The 22245-nt window shown below is 33.0% G+C and carries 17 protein-coding genes and 2 tRNA genes; 5 read left to right on the plus strand and 14 right to left on the minus strand.

All coding sequences use genetic code 11. The features are described 5' to 3' along the window. Positions 1 to 113: 113 nt before the first annotated feature. From M2098_RS09575 to M2098_RS09595, 5 genes are all read right to left on the minus strand, one after another. Positions 114 to 2138, minus strand: coding sequence for a VWA domain-containing protein (locus M2098_RS09575; protein WP_280683988.1), 2025 nt, complete (start codon positions 2136 to 2138; stop codon positions 114 to 116). Positions 2139 to 2763: 625 nt separating this feature from the next. Beyond that, entirely contained in the window at positions 2764 to 3714 is a 951-nt protein-coding gene (srtB, locus tag M2098_RS09580) for a class B sortase (RefSeq protein WP_280683986.1), read from the minus strand. A gap of 16 nt (positions 3715 to 3730) precedes the next feature. Beyond that, the gene (locus M2098_RS09585) at positions 3731 to 4924 is read right to left on the minus strand and encodes an FctA domain-containing protein (RefSeq protein ID WP_280683984.1); all 1194 of its coding nucleotides are present in this window, start codon (positions 4922 to 4924) and stop codon (positions 3731 to 3733) included. A gap of 15 nt (positions 4925 to 4939) precedes the next feature. After that, on the minus strand, positions 4940 to 5479 hold the full coding sequence (lepB, locus tag M2098_RS09590; protein ID WP_280683983.1) for a signal peptidase I: 540 nt from the start codon (positions 5477 to 5479) through the stop codon (positions 4940 to 4942). Further along, entirely contained in the window at positions 5476 to 7848 is a 2373-nt protein-coding gene (locus M2098_RS09595; RefSeq protein ID WP_280683981.1) for a hypothetical protein, read from the minus strand. The genes lepB and M2098_RS09595 overlap by 4 nt, the downstream gene beginning before the upstream one ends. A 399-nt stretch (positions 7849 to 8247) precedes the next feature. On the opposite strand from M2098_RS09595, the gene M2098_RS09600 reads away from it, so the two are divergent. Beyond that, the gene (locus tag M2098_RS09600) at positions 8248 to 8550 is read left to right on the plus strand and encodes a DUF898 family protein (protein WP_280683979.1); all 303 of its coding nucleotides are present in this window, start codon (positions 8248 to 8250) and stop codon (positions 8548 to 8550) included. A gap of 55 nt (positions 8551 to 8605) precedes the next feature. On the opposite strand, the gene M2098_RS09605 is transcribed toward M2098_RS09600, so the two are convergent. From M2098_RS09605 to M2098_RS09620, 4 genes are all read right to left on the minus strand, one after another. Beyond that, positions 8606 to 9448, minus strand: a complete 843-nt coding sequence (locus tag M2098_RS09605) for a pirin family protein (RefSeq protein ID WP_280683977.1) — start codon at positions 9446 to 9448, stop codon at positions 8606 to 8608. 109 nt (positions 9449 to 9557) lie between these two features. Then, positions 9558 to 11210 carry an FAD-dependent oxidoreductase gene (locus tag M2098_RS09610; RefSeq protein WP_280683975.1) on the minus strand — a complete coding sequence of 551 codons (1653 nt, stop codon included), beginning with the start codon at positions 11208 to 11210 and terminating at the stop codon, positions 9558 to 9560. A 9-nt stretch (positions 11211 to 11219) separates the two neighbouring features. Further along, on the minus strand, positions 11220 to 11465 hold the full coding sequence (locus M2098_RS09615; RefSeq protein ID WP_280683973.1) for a metal-sensitive transcriptional regulator: 246 nt from the start codon (positions 11463 to 11465) through the stop codon (positions 11220 to 11222). A 3-nt stretch (positions 11466 to 11468) separates the two neighbouring features. Beyond that, entirely contained in the window at positions 11469 to 11771 is a 303-nt protein-coding gene (locus M2098_RS09620) for a rhodanese-like domain-containing protein (protein ID WP_280683971.1), read from the minus strand. Between the two features lie 534 nt (positions 11772 to 12305). Here M2098_RS09620 and M2098_RS09625 point away from each other — a divergent pair. The 4 genes from M2098_RS09625 (at position 12306) to M2098_RS09640 (ending at position 17038) form a co-directional block, all read left to right on the plus strand. Beyond that, positions 12306 to 12396, plus strand: a tRNA-Ser gene (locus tag M2098_RS09625). A gap of 17 nt (positions 12397 to 12413) precedes the next feature. Beyond that, positions 12414 to 12487, plus strand: a tRNA-Gly gene (locus tag M2098_RS09630). Between the two features lie 527 nt (positions 12488 to 13014). After that, the gene (locus M2098_RS09635; protein ID WP_280683969.1) at positions 13015 to 15036 is read left to right on the plus strand and encodes an LTA synthase family protein; all 2022 of its coding nucleotides are present in this window, start codon (positions 13015 to 13017) and stop codon (positions 15034 to 15036) included. A gap of 22 nt (positions 15037 to 15058) precedes the next feature. After that, positions 15059 to 17038 carry a glycosyltransferase family 2 protein gene (locus M2098_RS09640; protein WP_280683967.1) on the plus strand — a complete coding sequence of 660 codons (1980 nt, stop codon included), beginning with the start codon at positions 15059 to 15061 and terminating at the stop codon, positions 17036 to 17038. 88 nt (positions 17039 to 17126) lie between these two features. Here the strand turns inward: M2098_RS09640 and M2098_RS09645 are convergent, their stop codons facing one another. From M2098_RS09645 to M2098_RS09665, 5 genes are read right to left on the minus strand one after another with little or no spacing between them, the layout of a single operon-like run. After that, positions 17127 to 17318 (minus strand): hypothetical protein, encoded by a 192-nt coding sequence (locus M2098_RS09645; protein WP_134171391.1) that lies wholly within the window; start codon positions 17316 to 17318, stop codon positions 17127 to 17129. Between the two features lie 14 nt (positions 17319 to 17332). After that, positions 17333 to 18775, minus strand: coding sequence for a leucine-rich repeat domain-containing protein (locus M2098_RS09650; protein ID WP_280683964.1), 1443 nt, complete (start codon positions 18773 to 18775; stop codon positions 17333 to 17335). A gap of 18 nt (positions 18776 to 18793) precedes the next feature. Then, entirely contained in the window at positions 18794 to 20146 is a 1353-nt protein-coding gene (mgtE, locus tag M2098_RS09655) for a magnesium transporter (protein ID WP_280683962.1), read from the minus strand. Between the two features lie 20 nt (positions 20147 to 20166). Continuing rightward, positions 20167 to 21546: a HAMP domain-containing sensor histidine kinase gene (locus M2098_RS09660; RefSeq protein ID WP_280683960.1), complete on the minus strand. Its 1380-nt coding sequence runs from the start codon at positions 21544 to 21546 to the stop codon at positions 20167 to 20169. Further along, the gene (locus tag M2098_RS09665; RefSeq protein WP_134171026.1) at positions 21546 to 22202 is read right to left on the minus strand and encodes a response regulator transcription factor; all 657 of its coding nucleotides are present in this window, start codon (positions 22200 to 22202) and stop codon (positions 21546 to 21548) included. Before M2098_RS09665 ends, M2098_RS09660 begins: the two co-directional genes overlap by 1 nt. Positions 22203 to 22245 lie beyond the last annotated feature (43 nt).

The following is a 22245-nucleotide window of genomic DNA, read 5'->3' on the forward strand; positions in this document are numbered from 1 at the left end:
AAATGAATACTTATTTTTTCTTCCCATAATAAAACCCCCTTAGGTTAAAAGTGCTTTATTTATTTGCACTGTCTACCTAAGGGGGATAATATCATGGTTTTGGTGTCATAATTTTAATTACTTTTTGTAGTATTTGCTTGCTTTCGAATTTTACGTAAACGTAGCAACAATAAACCAAGTGCAACAGTTATAAAACCGCAAAACTCAGCCATGTATGTATTTGAACTATGCTCACGGTATAGATACTCTTGTGACATAAGTACATCTTTTGCACGACTTGCTTTACTGTATGCTTCATAATTTCGAATTTCAATATTCGCTTGTGTTGAATTATCAAGTGTATCTTTATCAACAATAGCTTCATAAGTAATAATTGCATGTTTACCTGCAGCTAGTTCATCAATTTTAAAATTCACATATCGTTTTTTACTTGTATTTTTTTCATCTTTAATATGTGTTATGTTATCTTCTAAGAATTCCACTAACACAATATTATGTAAATCCATCGAACCATTGTTGTAAACATCTATTTGATAGGTAATAGTATTGCCATCAGTTTTCTTTATTCGTTTTTTTGTTTCGATTTGACTATTTAGTACGGATACTTCTTGCAATTGATATAGTGGCATCATAATTTGATTTCCACTAGCAATGCCATCAACACTTGCAAGCAATTCCTGATAATTGAGCTGTGCTGTATCTGTTGTAGAATAATTGTGCGTACCTGTTGTAGCGTATCGTATATCCTCATCCATCTTTGTGTAAAAAGATAGGCGTCGACCATCTAAACCAATCGCTCCAATATTCCACTGATAATCTTTTGCATCTTTTGATATTTCTAGCAAAGAACTTGGCACTTGATCTATACTCGTGTATTCTTTCTCACCAATAGTGATTGGATGCGTTGTATCACAGTATATCGTAAATGCTTCAGCGAGTGTAAAAGTTAAATTCACTTCTGGCCTTGTAACTAACTTTGTAGTTAAATTCTTAAAGTACTCAATAAAGTGGTTCTCACTTATTGCATTCATAAAGTGTGTTTCATCAGTAGCAAATGCACGTAAGACTATATCATTTTCCACATGGATTCCTGTCGCAAATATCTCGACATCATCCAACATTTTTATTCGATTGATAATAGGTAATGATGACTTATCATGTGTGGATGCTCCATCTGAAATTAAAATAATTTTTAATGGTACATCTACTCTTTCTTGTTTCCTTTCACTTACAATCTTTTCAACATAGGAAAATAAAGCATCAGTATTTCCTTCCACATCACTTTTTGTATTATGAATTCCCTCTATGATGTTAGCATATTCACTTGTGAATGCAGTGTAATCAGTATGTGTTCCAGAAAAAGAAATAAAGCCAATTTGATTTCCTTCGCTTGCTTTTAACATACTTCTTGTTAGCGACTGAATCGAAGATTTCGCAATCGACAAGCGATCTGTACATCCATCTACATGATTTTTCGGACTTGCAAATGTATGTTCTTCAAGAAGTTTTTGATCTGTCTTAATATGCACATACTTTCCTTTTTCTTTCTTATAATGATGTGCGACTGGATTCCACGCTTCAATCATTTGCTTACTCACTTCAACTTCTTTTAATTTGTATTCATTCATAAAGTGTTTCCACTGGTCTTGAGAAATGTTTGACCATTTCAACAAACCAAATGAAGTGCTTGGCTGAAAGTAAATATCTTTATCCGTTGTATTGATAAATGTATGTGCAGCAATTTTGTAATAATGTTCATCATGTAAACAATGAATGGTTTGTGCTGCATAAGCTTGTTGTGCATACATATTCATAGAACTTGAACTATCAAGCACAAAAAGGACGTCTTGTTGGTACGTTACTGGTTTTCCTACTACATCATAAATGGATTTGATAATTCCGTTTTTTCCATCTTCCTCTGAGGCAATCACGGCGTATTTTTTAGCGATTGCTTCTCCTTCATCAAGTCTTGATAAACCTCGATTGATGGAACGTTTGTAATCTACATCACTACCAATGGCAATTGGATTTTGATAATCATACGTACTTACATGTGAAACTTGACTTGTTTGATTATCCAGTCTTCGTGTTTCGATATAATGATTTGGCGTTTGAAATTTGTGTTCAATTTGAATCATACTGAATCCAAGTGATACCAAAAAAAAGACCATCAAAAACAAACGGAGCTTTTGCGATTTGAGATCCAATTTCCAGTTACTTTTTTTATTATTTTCTAGTTTCATTCTACGTACATTACGCTCCCTGTCTTATTCATTCACACACAATTATTATTTATACAGTAGAATGGTATCATTACACAAATAATTAGACAACTCATTCAAATGAAAACAAAAAAAAGAAAACAAAAAAAGATGACTCGTTGGAATCATCTTCGTTCATGAGATTTGTATGTTATACCTAAGGCAAGTAAAGGCACCATGTCATATCCGACTTCCGCTTTACACCCTAATTTGTTATATCCAATCTCATTTATTCTTTCTCTTTTGCATAATGTAGATATCCTAGGATTGCTACTTTCTCCAATAGCACGCAATCGATATCTGATTTTTTACGCAAACATGGCTTTGCAAGTCTTCACTTACCTTACAATTCCATACCTTTGTTACACAGCATCCGTACTACATATTATGTTAGTACTTCCTACCATGAGGTATTATACAATATTTTTTCATATTGTGCTTATCTTTTTATATAAAGTATTTGTACTTTTTGTTTCAATAACAATATAACTTATATTGTTATCTATAATAAGTCAGAATTGCTTTCTATATCTTCCTTGTTTGCTTCTTTCTTTTTGCGTTTACTTAACCATAACAACAACAATCCAACTAAGAGGATAATCAAGATAATTATTCCAATAATTATCCACAAATTATACCCATTTGTCTTCACTGTTGGTTTGGTATTGATTGTCTGTTGATTATTTGTACTTGGATGTACTATTTCATCTGCTATTTTTGCAACTAAAATGTAACGTCCATTGGTTGTATCATTTGAACATGTGCTAAGTAATAAAATACGATCATCCAATTGAATTACTGTATCTCTCCAATGTACAGCTTTACTTCGTAAGTAATCCACATATTCTATTTTTTTATAATCTTGATGGATCCCTGGTTGATATATATCCACATCATATGCATCTGCTTTTAAAATACCCACAATATCAAGCGCATAGGTTGTATCGTTATAAAACAAAGAACCTGTTGTATACTTTTGAAAAACTTCTTGTTGTGTAAAGGTATGAAGTTGTCCAAACATAGCATTCTTGTTCATATGATGTCCATAAATAATACTATTAAAATCTTGAAAGTCTCTGTTATTTCTAGAATCCAAGAAGATAGCTCCACTAGGTGAAGGTTCACCTAGTGGATTAGTCTTCATATATTTGCTGTTATTATTGCCTTGAACTACTGGATAATCAACGGCAGTTCCATCAATGGATAACCATGCAAATACGTCTTTGTTTTTTGCAATCAATTCATCAAAGGATACATGATTATCAGTTCTTGGTTTATAGATTTCATATTGTTTTGTTGATGCAGCGATAGTTGTTTTGTTATTGTCCCACATCGCATATGTACCATACGCTATCATCAGTATACATAGGAGAATGATGATTCGATTCATAAGTTTATGCATAAATCGTACAACAAGTATCCAAAAATCAATATATCCTTTCTTTTCTTGCATGAGTAATTACATTTCCTTAGTGACTTGTACGTTTGTTACGTAATGCCATATATAATCCAATTGCACCAACTACGATTAGTACCATAAACGGAAAATTATCAACTACAAATCCAGTGAAGTTAACTTCAATATGTGTATTTGTTACATATGCTTTGTTTGTAGATTCCCCCAGTACAGTTGGTTTACTTGTATCATCATCATACGAAATATATAAATCATCACCAATAAGTGTTTTCTTCCCACTTTTTTCTACTCCATTTTGAGTAATATCATAGGAACCTGTATATTTAGCATCGTGTGTCTCTGTTGCACTAACTGTCGTTCCTGCAGGTAGCTCTAAGAAAACCACGCGTTGTCCATGCTTTAAGTTCACAATAACTTCCCTTGTATTGTTAGGTAACAATGTAAGTAGTTCATCTGAACTCACTTTTGCTCCATTGTTTAACATATCTACAATATAATATGTATAATTTCCGGTTTCCGTTTCTGTAGGTGAAGTTCCAAACGTAAGTTTGAATTCAAACGCTTTATTTAAATCTCCATATTCTCCTTCAACATTTTTTTGAACTGAAAAAGAAACAATCTTATTTGCATCAGTTAGTTCAGGACCATTTGAACCTGCAGTCTTTTTTAGTACATTTGTGAATAGTAATCCTTTTTCTGTAGCACTTCCATCAACTTTTTCATTATCCTTTTCGATTGTAATTGTATCGATTTGAAATTGTCCACTTACTAACTTTACATACACACGCATTTTATATTCTGCTGGATCAAAATTCATGCCCTTTACTTCTATTTGAGAGCCTGTTGTATTGTATGCAGCAGCTTCCTCTTTAATTGTATATGTGTATACACCAGGTTTTGTAAATCCGGCAGGTTTTGGTACAGTTACACTTTTTTCAACAACATAACTTCCACTTGTTGTATCTAATTGTTTATCTGCATCTTCCATTGAACTAAAAACACTATTAATATTTGGTGCACTTGATACATCTGTTGTATCATTGTAATCAATTGCTTCAAAATCATATTTGAATTTTACACTTGGAATTTCAATTCCATCTGCTACAACCAAACGACTTATAATTACAGGATCTGTTGTTTCAATTACATCCGCTCTAAGCACCTCAACCTTTGTTGTTCCTACAATTGCCATACATAGCAACAACACTAAACTTAAACTTTTCCATCTACTACTTTTCTGTTTCATCTTTCTCTTTCTCCTCTATATCATGTTTCTTCGAACCAAAGTAATTACTTTTCCTTCAATTTCTTTTGTCTTTACTACTCCATATACACGACTATCTAAAGCATCTTGACGATTGTCTGCAAGTACAAACCACTCATCTTCTTTTAGTGTGATTGGAAAGCGTATCCCTTTCTCATATGGAAGTGTATGATGTGTAATATTCGGTTCAAATTGCAAGGCACCATTGATATGTAAACCTTCTTCAGTTATATCCACTGTATCTCCTGCCCCAGCAACAATTCTTCTTACTTGTTTTTCATCTTCCTTTTGCAGAGTTACTACATCTCCTACATGCAAGTCATTTTCCATCCGGTAATACAAAACGAAATCTCCATACGAAATATAAGGATCCATCATGTAGTCTTTTACTTTATACCCTCCAAAAATAAAAGTAAAAATCATGAATCCTACAACTCCAACAATTGCGATTTTCACAAGTAAGTGCAAACCCTCTTTTCTTAACGTGGCGTGTTTGTCTTTGTTCTCCACAGCTTTATTTTTTAAGTTTTCTATCATCCTTTCCTCCACTTACGATATTTATACGTTCCATATAATACACCGACAATTGTTGGACATACGATAAGCCACAACAAATAACTTTGCCTGCTGTCAAAACCAGTTATCGGTACTGGAACATAGGTTAACAATTCTTCATTTTTTTGAACTCCATTTGCCTCAGCAATAACATCTAAAGTACGTCCATCAAGTAATGTTGTATTGTCTTGAAATCGAATCGAAAAAGTTATCTGTAAGATATCTTTGGGTTCAAGATAAAATGCATCGATACCCGAAATTAATGCATCGACATTGTACTCACCATTTGTAGTTACATTGTCATCTGATGTGTAATGGTATATCATAATTTGATTCTTACCAAAAGCATTTGCATGTGCTTTTAAATCATCAAGATATGCGATAACAGGAACTCGCTTTTTTGCTACATCATTATTTATCACAATAAAGTGAAATGTATATGTTTCATCTGGCTCTAGCATATGATTACCATTTGGATCAACAATTATTAATTCTACTTGTAAATTCGGTTTATCCATTGCGATCGATACATCTGATTGATATGTTGTATTTGACTCCACTGTAAAAGATGTCTCAAATCGATTAAACATAGCATCCTCTAACTTCTTTAAGTTATAACCATTACTTGTGACTATCTCGGGTGTTACCAACACAAATTCTATAGTCAGTATTTCACCTGGTTGTATCGTCAATTTGACAGGATCTGCATCATTCCACAAACGAATTAGAAGTTGTTTTGAAATGGTATGATTCATATTACTTTTTATCGACAAGAACGTATTTTCGTTAAGCGTATCACTAATACTGATGTATTCCATATTTTCGTCAAAGTACATTCGCAAAGGTATATCACTCAGTATTTTTTTACCTTGGTTTTTTACTTCCACTGTATACTTCATCTTATCACCAGGACGTATAACTGAATCATTTCCACTCACAAGACTTAGCTTTTCAACACGTGCTTCAATCGATAATTGTCCGCCCATAACAAGTTGTCCATATACATATGAATTTCCGACCGTACCATAGTTGTGAAATATTGTATCTGGGCTCACTCCTAGCGCTTTCAGTTCATCATCGCTTTTAAGTTGTAATGTGAATTTGGCTTCAAAAACCTGTTTTGCATTTAAATGTTCGACAAAATTTTTATTATACAAATCACTTACGGTATAAGTTCTTTCCGCCTTTTTTCCATCATAATATATATCAACAGGGACAACACTTGGATCTACAAAATACTTCAAATTACCATCACTGTACATTTCAACTTTTTGCTGTTCCATGTTGATTTCTCCAACATTTTCACTTCGCAAACAAAACGTGATCATCTCATTTGGTTCAGCTACTCCATTTTGATTACCATCTGTAATTAGTAACTCTGATTGTGGTTCTGGTAATAGAATTTGAATTTCATTTGTCGAAATATAGGAGTCAATAACTACGCCACTAATTAATTCTTCGACAAGTACGCTACTTTGCATTTCGCGATTGTACTGTGCATAAAGCGATCCATCTATAGCAATATCATCAAGGTTTCGAACATATAATGTATACGTAATTTCAATGGATACGTTTTTTGTCATCGTTAAGGAAATATCTCCATTTTGCAAGTCCTTGAATTTTGCTTTCTTTTCTTGATATCCGTTAATACCAGGCGTATACATCTTAATATCAATCTCATCATTCCCCGCACTTAATGAACTCAATGGATCTTCAAGAATTTCTCCAAATCCTGTTGTATTATCGAGTAATCCCATTTCATCCTTAAGTCGTATGTGGGCAGTTCCGTCGCGTATACATGTCACAATAATTCTATAGTTAATTTCAGATCCTGGTGTTGCAGGATCTTGTGGAGGGATTTGTTCATTAATCCCATAGCTCACCCAAATCCCATTCAGTTGTGTATTCGTATCCATCGGAGTAGTTACAACTGAATTTATTATTTCATCACCTATTGTGTATGTCTTAGTATATTGATCAAAACTAAAGTCTATGGTTGTTTGATCTTGAACAGAAGTATCAACTTGCATTTCATACGGAATGTTGAATACTAGTTTTTCATTTGGTTGAATTGGTTCATATATAATCCCTTTTATATACAATTGCTCATTTTGTAGTACTAACGAAAAAGAACCTGCGATTTGTCCATCCATATCTAATACATCATGTACTTCATCATCAAATGAAAACCGTAATTGTTGATAGTTTTCAAAGTGAATCGAAAATGACTGATCCTGTTCTACTTGATAATCAGTAACTGCAGTTGCATAAACTTCCAACAATAACATCTCATCAGTATATAATGTATCTTCATACACTATATGTTTATCCGTGGACGACAAAAAACGCATATCATCAACTTCTATTGATACGCGTTCACTCGAATACGCAAGGGCCTTTTGTTGCATACGTACAAGAAAAAATGTACACAAAAAAGAGCATACCATTGCTATTAAAATTGTTTTTTTGTAAAACACTTTTCTACCCATCATAATCACTCCGCACTTTCGACTGACACACATACTGCCTGCACTGCGTTAGTTTATGATTAAGTATTGAATCGGTGTTATTATATAATCAAATTTTATCTATTGTCTAGTACAATGCATCTATCGTTAAAAAAAGAACGCAAGAACTTACCTCCAATTCAAGCAAAATATAAAAAGCATTATAAAGACACACTTTGAGCTTTTTACTATCATCAAGTAGATTTATGAATTATAATACATAATGAAAAAAAGGAGAGAATAATGAACAATTCATATTTTGATGGTGGTTTATTACAACTAATTGGATATAAACTACTTGGTGTACTTGTCACAGTAATTACCCTTGGTATTTGTGCACCATGGGCAATTACCATGATTTACAACTGGGAAACAAAGCATACAGTTGTTGAAGGACGACGTTTAGCCTTCAATGGGACTGCAGTTGGATTATTTGGAAGTTGGGTCAAATGGTTGTTACTAACGATAGTCACAATTGGAATCTATGGTTTCTGGGTTGGTATTGCTTTACGCAAGTGGAAAGCAAGTCATACATATTTTGCATAGAAAAGGCGAGCAATTGTTGCTCGCTTTTCTTTTTGAGGTAAAGACGTTTTGTCATCTAAATGTTTTTTGCATGATTTTTGATAAAAGTACCATCCTCTAATTCGTCAAATGCATGTTCCAACTCTTCTCGTGTATTCATTACAATTGGACCACCCCATGCAACTGGTTCGTTTAATTTTTTGCCAGCAAAGAAAATAAATCGAGAACCTTCTTCTTTTGCAGTAATACGAATATGATCACCCTCATTAAATAATACTGCAGTTTTAGCAGCTATATTTGAACCATCAATGACAACTCCATTAACAATCGTAAAGATAAATACATTATCTTCTGGGCGTGTTGAGATCTCGATACTTGCATTTGCTTTCAAATCGACATCAAAAATTTGAGCATCTACATACTTTGGTTCAACTCCTTGAACACCATCATAATTCCCTGAAACAACACGTACAGTTGCACCATCCTTTTTGACAACCTTGATATCTTTTTGTGTAATATCACGATACGTAGGTTGACTCATTTTATCTTTTTTAGGAAGGTTAATCCATAACTGCAATCCAAGAATTTGATCAACTGGACTTGGCATTTCTTGGTGCATAATCCCACTGCCCGCATTCATCCATTGACTTTCTCCATCATGAATCACTCCTTTATTTCCTAGAGAATCTGAGTGTTCCATTTCTCCATGAATTAAATAAGTAACAGTTTCAATCCCACGGTGTGGGTGAAATGGGAATCCTTTCATGTAATCATTTGGGTTATGAGAATCAAACGAATCCAACATTAAAAAGGGATCAAAATCCTTTACTGTCGTATTTCCCAAGACACGAACTAAGTGTACACCTGCTCCATCTACTGCATGAAATCCTTGTACTAATTTTTTAACTTTTCTTTCCATTAATATCACTTCCTTTATGACATCATAGATGCAAAGTTCACTTTAGGCAACTGTTTTGCTTTGGACGTAAAAAGATGTACATTTATTCAAACGGACATCTTCTCTACAACTATAAATTTGCTTTCTGTATTTCGCAAAAAGTCGTATATCCACCACTTAAATTGTATAGATTCGTATACCCAAGTTGATGTAATAAACTTAATGCATAGTGTGCTCTTTGTCCAATTTGACAGTACACAACAATCGCTGTATCTTTTTTCGTTGGTAGTTTATCGATTTGATTACGTAAACTATCAAGTTCAACATTAATTGCACCTTTAATATGTCCACCAACAAATTCTGTAGGTGTACGCACATCTAAGATAAAATAATCATCGATGCGTTCATTTAATTGCTGGCAACTAATGGTTTGATATAAACCATTAATTGAATGACTTGCTGCATATCCAAGTATATTGACTGGATCTTTCGCACTTGAAAAAGGTGGAGCATAACATAATTCTAATCTTGGTAGATCTGTTACTTTCAACTTTCCAATAATCGCAGTAGCAAGTACATCAATTCGTTTTTCTGTACCTTCATACCCAACACCTTGTGCACCAAGTATATCTAGTGTTTGCTTATCATATACAAGTTTTAAAGTTAAATTTTTTGCACCTGGATAATAACTTGCATGATTTGCACGATGCACAATCGTTGTTGCTACATCGTAACCAAGTTTTTTAGCCATAAATTCATTTAATCCAGTTGATGCACCAACCATATCAAACACTTTTGCCACACTCGAACCTAGTGTTCCTTGATAGTTAATCTCAATTCCATGAATATGATCTGCAACCAATCTACCTTGACGATTTGCTGGCCAAGCTAATGGAATATACGTTGGTGTCTTGGATACCAAATGATTTACTTGAATCACATCACCAATCGCATAAATATCTGGATTTGATGTTTGTAGTTGTTCATTTACTACGATTCCATTTTTTAGTCCTAACGTTAAACCTGCTTCTTTTGCAAGTTTAGAAGCTGGAGATACTCCAATTGCTAGAATGGTAAGATCAGCTTCCAATTTACTTCCATCACTAAGTAATACTGTCTTGCCTTCATTTTCAAAGCCTTCTAAACCTACACCTAAATGCAAGTGCACGCCATTACGACTTACTTCATTTTGCAAAACTACTGCCATTTCTGGATCAAAAGGTGTAAGTATTTGATTTGCTAAATCAACAAGTGTTACATCCAAACCTAAATGACGTAAGTTTTCTGCCATCTCAATCCCAATAAATCCAGCACCAATTACAACTGCTTTTTTAGGATTATGCGTTAGCATTTCTTTGATACGATCTGTATCCGGTACATTTCGTAACTTCATAACATTTTTTGCTTCATCAATACCTGGTACATTTGGCCAAATTGGATTTGCTCCTGGCGATAAAATTAATTTATCATAGCTCTCTGTATAAGATGCATTTGTTTGATGATTGTATACATCCACAGTTTTTGTATCAGGATGAATTGACATCACTTCCTGGAAATTTCGAATATCCAAGTTGAATCGTTTTGTCATTCCTTCTACCGTTTGGACTAATAACTTATCACGTTCTTCAATCACGCCACCAATATAATATGGTAGTCCACAATTGGCAAATGAAATATATTCATCTTTCTCAAATAGAATGATTTCATCATCCATCGATAATCTTCTTAATCTTGCTGCTGCAGATGCTCCACCTGCAACTCCTCCTACAATTAGTATTTTCATAAGTTTCCCCTATCTTGATTTCATTAACAATTCGACTGCTTCTTCGATTGCGCTCTCACTTGCACTTGTATCAGAAAGTTGTTTCAAATTATTCACAACAATCAATGCGATGATACGATCTACACTTGAGCGAACTGCACTTAACTGATTCACAATATCTTTACAATCTTTTTCTTCTTCTAACATCTTCAATATACCATGAAGTTGCCCTTCACTTCGCTTAATTCGATTGACAATTTTTGCATCACACTTCATACCTTATACCACCTTGCCTTTCCACGCATTCATTCCACCACTTACATTGGTGACATCATACCCTAGATTACTTAAATGTTTGTATGCTTGTTTGCTACGCATACCAGATTGACAGATTACATAGAGTGGTTGTTTCTTGATTTTATTTACATCGAAGTTTGATAAAGGAATATTTTTAGCCTCCTTAATATGACCACCTTTAAATTCATCCTTTTCTCTGACATCGATAATTTCGATATCTTTTTGTTCTTGTATTTTTGTTGCCAATTCACTTGTACTAATTGACTTTACTTTCGAAAAAAACATAAGCACCTCCTATACCCCAACGGGTATTTACATACTTATAGTACGTGAATACCCGAACAATGTATATTGAGATGCTCATGTTCTTTTTTTATTTCGTGAGTCTTTCTACCAAACTTTGCTTTTCTATCTTCTTATATTGATAGAGTGGCAATGCAATTGACACGATGCCAATCACAATCATAAATACAATCATTGCTTCAATTGGATATGTAAATTGAATCGTATTATGTTCTCTTTGAATGTTGATCTAAGTTGAATACACTCACACCCCTAGCAAAACTTTCAATATTTGCTTCAATATCATTTTTCTTTAAAAAGATTTCTAATTGTTCAAGTTCTTCATCTTTTACTATACGAAAACCCTCAACATAAAAACATTTTATCCAGGGATTAGTAATAAGCAAAACAAGACGTATAAATCAACATTTAACTATCCATTTTTTCACATTTAGCACAAAACTTTTAACTTTTAGGTGCTTGTCAAAGACTGTCGAATATGATAATATTAATGAGCGTTGTCACGAGAATAACTGTGGAGTAGTACTCAAGTGGCTGAAGAGGTGCCCCTGCTAAGGGTATAGGTCGGGAAACTGGCGCGAGAGTTCAAATCTCTCCTACTCCGCCATTTTAAAATAACCAAGTGCGAGCGTAGTTTAATGGTAGAACACGACCTTGCCAAGGTCGATACGGGAGTTCGATTCTCCTCGCTCGCTCCATAAGTCATATAAGCCCTTATTTAAGGGCTTTTTTAATGCTTTGATGTATAAAATAGTAAAAAGAGATTAAAAAAGTAGCAAAAATTTATTGGATTCTCACTTAATGAAATGATATTTGCAATCCAAAATAAAGTTTCATCATTTCATTTGATTTGAAAATTTCATATTTACAAAGAAGTTGTTTATATTTTTTATTGTAACGTAACTACTATAAATGTATCAGGAAGTTCTTCTAAAGACTTCCTTTAATTTTATAAAGGCATGGCACATTTATCACAACTATCATGCTCAAAAAAGCATGTCAAAATGCTAAGTTCTGCATGCTTTATAACACCTTTATAAACGAACTATACGATTTACAAATACATTGGTTGAATTCACACCCTTGACACTCTTAAAGACATACTAAAAATATTTTATTAGTAAGCACATTATGTTACAATTTATTATGTGTGTTTTATGTCCGTATCGAGCGGTTTTCGTTTTTTAAACATACCATTTCGATTAGAAGGAGGAGGAAATTATCATTGCAAGATAAAAAGAAAGATGAAAAAAATAGTGCAAATACAAATGAAAAAGATAATAAGAAAAGTAGCTATTTATCTAGAAAAAACATTCAGTTAGCACTATCGATTGTACTGTGTGTTTGTACATTGTACTTTGATTTTACACAAGGATTTCTAGCAAGTCCGACATTTATTGCATTCGCAGCATTAATATGTAGTTTATTATATTTTAAAAATCCATCCAACAAAATATTCACTAGTAAAATCACATATTTGATTTTGTCAGTTTTGGCATCACTAGTATTTTATTATGTTATAGAATATGCTGGTGGATCTGATCTAAGTTATATTATTCAAAATAACATTGGAGCATTATTACTTCCGGTTTTATTGATTGCACTTGTGTGTGGAGTTGTATATGCAATAACTGGAAGATTTCATCTAACAATTATAATTGTTGGAGGAATCGTTTTAATCTTTTCATTAATTAGTTATTACACTTTAACACTTAGAGGAACGCCACTTGTATATGGAGATATATACGGTGGTGATACGGCTCTTGATGTAATTGGTGGATATACATTTAAGCTTAATAGAACAACAATAACGAGTGTGTTAATAGTTGTTGGATTTATGATTCTAGCAATACCTTTTGATGGAAAAATAAAAAACAAATTATCAAATGCAACAATTAGAATTAGTATTTTAGTAGTTTGTTTATGCATACCATATTTAACTTTCTCAGGAACGTTATTTAATGAGTTAGGATATGAGCCATTTTATTGGGATCAATCCGTGTCAGTAAAAGAAAATGGGCAATTGGTTAATTTTTTAGCTAACTATGAATCTACGGTTACACAAGCGCCAACCAATTACTCTGTTGATTCAATTTTAGAAGATATTAGCAAGTATACTTCTGATTCAAGTAAGTATGAAGGATTAAAACCAGACATTGTCTTAATCATGGGTGAAAGTTGGTCAAACTTATCTGAAAACGGTTATATCGAAACAGACAAAGAAGTAATGCCTTTCATTGAAAGTTTAAAAGATGCTGACAATGGGATTTATAATGACTTGGTTGTATCAAGTTTTGGAGGAGGAACATCATTTAGTGAATATCAAGTGTTCACTGGCACAAATAGTGTCTACGGATTACATCCCTCACCATTTGTTTATAGCACTACGAAGGATACACCAAGTTTAGTATCAACATTAAAAGAATTGGGTTACACTGCAACAGCAATGCATACAGGAACTAAAGATGCATGGTCAAGAAATGAAGCATTACCTAAATTAGGTTTTGATACGTTTATTACAAAGGATGAAATGGAAAATGATATGGTTCGTTATTACACTTCTGATAGAGCTATGTACAATGAAACATTAAAAATTCTTGATGAAGCCAAGAGTGACCAACCTCAGTTCATCTATAACATAACCATTCAAACTCATGGTGGTTATGAAGCAAAAGACTACGAAAATACCATTACTGTTGAAGATGTAGCTAATTCAGCAGAAACGAATCAATATTTATCACTAATGAATGAAAGTGATAAACAATTAGAAGAATTTATTAATACTTTAAAAAATAGAGAAAGGCCAACTATTGTCATCGGGTATGGAGATCACTTACCCGCTGTAGAAAATACAGTAATTGAACAGTATAAAGACAATTGGGCAAAAGATAGTGGTTTAGATAAAAACCTCGCATCTTTTAAAACATTCTATTTTATGTGGTCAAATTATATCGATTTTGAAGAAATGAAAGATAATGCACCAAGTATAATGAGTTTGAATTATTTAAACAGTTATATTTTAAAGACCGCTAATTTACCAATGACAGGATATGAAAAACTTCTGTATGAAGCTTCAAAAAAGATACCAGTGGTATCAAGTGTGTGTATATTTGATAATGAGAATCAGTTAACTGAATTACAGAATAGAGATTCAATTGCAGAATCATCAATTCAGGATAGAATTCAGTATTACCTGTTACATGGAAACAGCAATACTGAATTAGATACTTTTTTTCATCTAAAATAATAATAAAGGGGAAAGTTTTCTAATGAATAGAAAAAAAGATAAAAAAGACGTGACGGAAACGCTAATTAATAGAAAAGTAACTATGTATGTAGTATTTATTCTAGCGTTTGTTTATATCAGTTGGAGATTAATCTTCACGATTCCATTTAAGTTTGGAATCGTATCAGTAGTACTTGGAATTATACTATGGTTTTCAGAGGCAATTACTGTAGTTGAAACTTTTACACATATGCTTAACGTGCATAATGTAAAAATACCAGAGATGCCCGAAATCCCTGAGGATATGTATCCTGATGTGGATTTTATGATTGCGACTCATAACGAATCGCTGGATTTGTTATATAAAACATTGAATGGATGCAAGCATTTAAAATATCCAGACAAATCAAAAGTACATATATATTTATGTGATGATGGCAATCGAGCTGAGGTTGCCCAACTTGCAAAAGATATGCAAGTTGGATATTTTGGTTTTGATGGAAATAAACATGCAAAGGCAGGTAATTTAAATTATGCATTACCTAAGACTCATTCACCATTAATTGCAATCTTTGATGCAGATATGATTCCTACATCAGACTTCTTAATTGAAACAGTACCATACTTTTTTCAAGATAAGATGATCAAAGATAAAAATACTAATAAGTGGCGATTAAGAACAGCTGATGAAAAATATAAAGGAAAGAAATTAGGTTATGTGCAAACAAAACAAGCATTTTATAATGCAGATGTTTTACAAACAAACTTGTATTCTGAAGACACACAACCTAATGAACAGGAGTATTTCTATCACTCTGTAAACGTAGCTAGAATTAATACAGAATCTTCTGCATTTGCTGGTTCGAATACAGTCTTTGATCGAGAAATATTAGAAGAGGTAGGAGGCTTTGCAACACATTCAATTACTGAAGATTTTGCAACAAGCATTGATATTTTAGGAAAGGGATATCGATCTATAGCAGTTCCAAAGGAACTAGCTCATGGATTATCACCGGATACTGTTGATGACTTCATTAAGCAACGTAAGCGCTGGAGTCGTGGAGCAGCACAAGGTATCATGACTAAGAAATTCTGGTTTGGGAAAATGTCACTCAAACAAAAATGGAATTTCTTCTTAGCATATAGTTACTGGTGGACTTTTGTAAGAAGGCTAGTGTTTATCCTTTGTCCAATCTTATACGGATTATTTGGAATTCATGTAGCTGATACAACTTTTGAAAGTCTAATGATTATGTGGTTACCATATTTTATTATTTATAATTATGGATTGAAAAAAATGTCGAATGGGACAATAAGTGCCGTTTTAAGTGATCGACAAGATACTATCCAATTTCCATATTTGATGGGTTCAATTATTAAGGGAACTTTAATGATTCCACAAAAGAAATTTGTGGTCACTAATAAAACGAAAGCCTCAGGGCGTAACTCACGTTTTATTCTAGCTTTACCACACATTATTCTTGCAATCCTATCTGTAATTACAATCTTTATTTGTATACGACAAGTAATATTATATAAATCGACCGGACCACTTATTATTATTTTCTGGGCAAGTTACAACTTATTTGCACTACTTGCAGCAATCGTATATTACTTTGGACGAGTAATTACCGAAAAGTATGAGCAATTTCCAATTAAGATACATACATCTACAACTTTAGGTGATGTGAAATTAGATTTAATTTCTGAAACCTTAGCTGAAGATAAAATCGTTATTAAAGAAAAAGCTGCAATTCAATTTAAAGATAATCAAAGTAATATCGTTTTCAATGTCAAAGACAATGGATATGAAACGAATGTTGAAGTAAAATACCTAGATGAATATTACGAAAATGATGATATTTGTTACGTATTTGAAATAGCAAAAGTAGAAGATATAAATGAATACCTTCAAATCTTATATGATAGACCGCATTTTTATCCTAGAGAAGTAAATGTACATCTATTCAAAGATCTAAGGAAAATGTATGTAGCTATTAGAAACGAATTTGATGCAGAATAGTAATGTAAAAGGAGAGCAGCAGTTCTCCTTTTTTCAACCAAATAAATCAGCAACAATATTTCATCATTTATTCAAAAAAGGTTCTGACTTAGTAAGTCAAGAACCCATTTTCACTTAAAATTCTAGTTGCATTACGAACCGCATCACCACGGTCATTAATCGCTAATGTTTTTTGTTCGACATCAAAACTATGTTCAATACCCAAATCATTTAAATCTTCTGTGACACGAGCACGATCTTCTTTTGTTTTCATGTCTTTAAGCATAATTACATGTTTCATCCTACATTCCTTTTCTAGTACGTAAATTTTTCATAGTACTGCATCTTCTCAAGTTGTTCCATATTTTCAAGTGGATTTGAATCAAGTCGTAATTCATATAACTTATTCATACCAATTAATGGTTCTAAATCTGTAATATAGTTCGCTTTAAGCGTCAAACTTACAAGATTCGTCAGGTTTTGAATTGGAGCAAGATCCATAATTGAGTTATGATCTGCACGTAAGCGAATCAGTTTCATCATATTTTGTACTGGTGTTAAATCTTCTACTACATTATTGTAGATATCCAAAATTCGTAGTTCCGTTAAGTTCTTTAATGGTTCAAGTGATTCTACTTTGTTGTTGGCGATTTTAAGCGCTTGTAGCTCTACTAAATCTTTTACAGGAGTTAGATCACTAAACCAGTTATTTGATGCATCTAGTACACGTAAATGCGTACATTCAGCTAATGGAGTAATATCCAAAATCATGTTGTTGTGGAAGTCTAATTCATGAATACAATCAAAGTCTTTTAAGAAACTTAAGTCCGTTAAATATGTATGATCAATTGTTAGATTTTCTATCTTACGTAAGTTCTCTAGAATGGTGATATCAGTAATTCTATTTTTTCCTAAATCCAAACGCACCAAATTTGTTAGATTCCGAATTGGACTTAAATCTTTAATCTCACAATATTCCAAGTTTAGATTCTCTAGTTTTGTAAGTCCTTCTAAAGCATCAATATTCATAAGTTTACAGTTATTTAACTGTAAACTTTTTAAATTCTTACTTTTCGCCAATAACGAAATATCATGTAAATATTTATTATTAGAAAGATTTAATTCTTCTAGACTATCAAAATCCTCAAGGACAGAAATATCATGAAATAAGTTACCTGAAATATCCAGTACACGTAGTTTTCTTAATCCTTGTAACTTACAAATATCATATAGCCACATTTTTGGTAAATGTAATTCTTCTAAGTTTTTTAATTCTGAATACACAGATAAATCAAAGTTATCACTACGTACACCACCATGTAGTTCACGTAGTTTATCAAGCTTATCAAGTTTATCAATATGTGAAACATTTGTACTGTTAATATTAAGTACTTCTAGATTATCTAAGTCTTTTAGACGACGTAAATCTAGCGGGAATACTTCATTATGCGAAATATCCAAATTGGATAAACGTTGTAAGTCTTTTAATGGTTCAATGCTTTGCAATGCATTTCTTGATAAACGAAGTTTCGTTAGCTTGGTTAATTTTTCTAATGGATGAATGTGTTCAATTCGATTTCCAGTTAAATCTAACACTTCTAAGTTGATACAGTCTTCTAATCCATCAATAAATTCAATATCTTTATTACGTAAAGATAATATATCTATTTTCTCTAACTCATCTGAGGTAATCATTTCATTTTCTTTTTTTCCTAGAAACTCAAGCATTGCTTGGTGTAGGTTATCATCTTTAAACATATGTTCCTCCTTCTTGTCTTACAGCAGGAAAACACTAGCAAGACCTAAGTAAATTAACAATGCAACAACATCAACTAATGTCGTAATTAATGGTCCTGCCATAACTGCTGGGTCAAAGCCAAGTTTTTCGGCAACCATTGGCAGTGTACATCCAATGAGCTTTGCCACCATAACTGTACACATTACAGTTACGGATACGACAATGGATGTTTGCACATCTACCATCCCCATAAATATAATGACACGGAAGAAATTCACAATTCCCATCGTTAGACCACAAAGGAACGCTACACGAACCTCTTTAAACCATATCTTAAGCATATCCGTTAAATGCACTTCGCCCAAGGCTAATGCTCGAGTAATCATCGTACTACTTTGATTTCCTGCATTTCCTGCAGCATCCATCAACATCGGAATAAATACAGAAAGATAAGCAACCGTTTTTAAGTGATCTTCAAATATTAATAAAATATTCCCAGTGAATGTTGCCCCAATCATCAATACTAGCAACCAAACAATACGGTGTTTGTACATGGCAAAAACACCAGTTTCTAAATATGGTTTATCTGTTGGTGTAATCGCAGACATCTTATGAATATCTTCGGTTGTTTCTTCTTCCATAACGTCCAAGATATCATCATATGTAATCGCACCAGCGATTTTTCCTTCATCATTTACTACAGGTATTGTTGAAATATCATATTTACGAATCAATTGTGCTGCTTTTTCTTGATCATCATCGGTTTTGACTACAATCAAATCGGTATCCATAATATCTTCAATCAGTTCATTATCTTCCGCATATAGCAATTGCTTTAAAGAAAGCGAACCAATCAGTTGACGCTTACTATCTGTAATATACGCATATCCTAAGGCACGATCAATGTTTTTTAATTTACGTAAACGTTGAATGGATTCCAACACACTTTCATAACGTTTTAAGGTAATGTAATTTGTATTCATAATAGAACCACATGAATCCTCACGATAGTTTAATAACTTATTAATTTCTGCACGTTGATTTGGTTTTGCATTTTGCAATACCCGTTTTACAACATTTGCAGGCATCTCTTCCATAAAGTCAACGATGTCATCACTATATAAGTTATCTAACATACTTTGAATTTCCGGACCAGTAAATGCTTCAATCAGTTCTTCCTGTTTATCATATGTTAGATAAGAAAAAATCTCAGCAGTTACATTTTTCTTTAACATTTTAAATACAAATAATACATCTTCAATTTGTAATTGTTCGACAAGATCACTCATATCGACAATATTATATTCATCGAAGAGTTCACGGATACGACGTACATCTTTACTTTGTATGAGGGCTTGTAGTTCCTCAATTGTTACTTTATTGTTGTCCATAAACTCTCTCCCTTCGCTATTTATTCTTTAATAATTTTAAATATTACTCCACCAGTTTCGACATTTTCGGCAACTACTTTATAGTTTGCTGAATGCACAACTTTACTAACAATACTCAAACCTAGTCCAAATTGTCCATCCCGACCTTTTTCATATGGTTTAAATAATGTAGGTAAAATCTCTTCTGGTATTTGTTCCCCATCGTTATAAATACACAATTGCTCCTCATCTAAGGTAATAACGATTTGTGTCTTTGCATAACGCAAGGCATTTTCTAATAAGTTTTCTACACATACACGCCAAGCTTCTTCATTCCCTCTAAAGAGCGATGACATGGTATTCTTTTCAATTTCAATTTCTGGACGGATAACTTTGGTATTCAAGACCACAGTATCCACGACATCACGCATGTCAGTGACAATTTCATCACTATCTTGGCTTAAGATATATTCTACACGGTTCATAAAGAGTAAACTTCGAACCTTTTTTTCCAAACGATTGGCATTGTCGATAATAACATCTACACTTTTCTCCAATGTATCATATGGATAAATTCCATCCTTGATACTTTCCCCATAAGACTTAATGGTTGCAATCGGTGTTTTTAAATCATGCGAAATATTGTGAATCATTTCTTCTTTTGTTTTTTCTTGTTTATTGAGTTCTTCTTGCATGGTGACAAGTGCCTCAGCAACCTCACCAATTTCATCCTTACGATTGATTTTCATCGTCGCTTCTTTTCCAACACGAATACGATCAATATAGTTTTTGATAATATGTAATGGACGAATAATATTTCCAACCCATAACATCATAATCACAAAGAATAAACCTACCACAAAAACGGTAATATCAATAACATTTTCAACAAATGTACTTTTAAATTCATTAATATATGCATTGTTTAATAACGAAACGAGCACTACATCATCTTCAAGCATGCGAATACTGTAATATGTATATTTATTTCCTGGACATACTCGTGCAATGCTTTCATCTTCATAAAAAACACCAAGTGGTCCTTTTTGAATGGCATCTTGAACAAGCAGATTGTTATAAACATCTGCATAGATTTGTTTATCATCTTTTAGGCCATCTGCATGATACTCTACACGATAGATACCTTCGCTATCGCGCTTAAAAAAGTAGCTATCAATCATACGATTATCATTTTGTGCAAGTTGTGTTGTGTCGACATCCACTGAATGATAAATATAGCTTAAATTGTCTTGTGTTTCACTTAGTTGGGTAAACATTTGTTCTTCCGTGTAGTTATTTACATTGGAATTGACAAAAATAAAGAAGAACACAGCAAAAAACGACACGAAGCAAACAATCAATACAATCAATTGTTGCGACAAAGAAAGTCGTTTTACCCACAATCGGTTATTTACTTCCATTATCCTAATCGATACCCAAATCCATAAATCGTATGGATATTCAAGTTCGGTAATTTCTTACGTAAACGACGTAATGTATCATCTACAACTCGATCACTACCAAAGTAGTTATCTTCCCAGACATTCTCTAAGATCATCTCACGTGAGAAGGCAATTCCTTTGTTGCGAATAAACATCATCAGCAAGTCAAACTCTTTCGTTGTTAGATCAATTTCTTCGTTTCCTTCAAAGACTTTGCGTTGCACTTCATCAAGCTCATATCCATCAATTTGAATACGGTTGCTTTCTTTGTATGCACGCTTCATCAAGTTATTCACACGCAATACCAATTCTTTTGGCGAGAATGGTTTTGTGATGTAGTCATCACTACCTTTTTCTAAACCGATGATTCGGTCAAATTCTTTATCACGCGCACTCATAAAAATAACTGGTATTTCACTACCTTGTGAACGTATTTCTTCAATTAGATCAAAGCCGCTCTTGTTATCTAACATGATATCTAAAATCCATAAATGCACATCTTCATCATTGATATGCTCATATGCTTCATTATAAGTCAAATATGAACGTACTTCGTATCCCTCTTTTTCTAGATAACGCTTTACAAGTTCATTTAAATCTTTTTCATCTTCTACGACACATATAACTTTTTTCATAGTTTGTACCTCTTCTTCCTCTATTGTAACAAAATTATGTGAT

Origin of the sequence: Breznakia sp. PFB1-19 (assembly GCF_029893935.1) — a bacterium.
Taxonomy (GTDB): Bacteria; Bacillota_I; Bacilli_A; order Erysipelotrichales; family Erysipelotrichaceae; genus Breznakia; species Breznakia blatticola.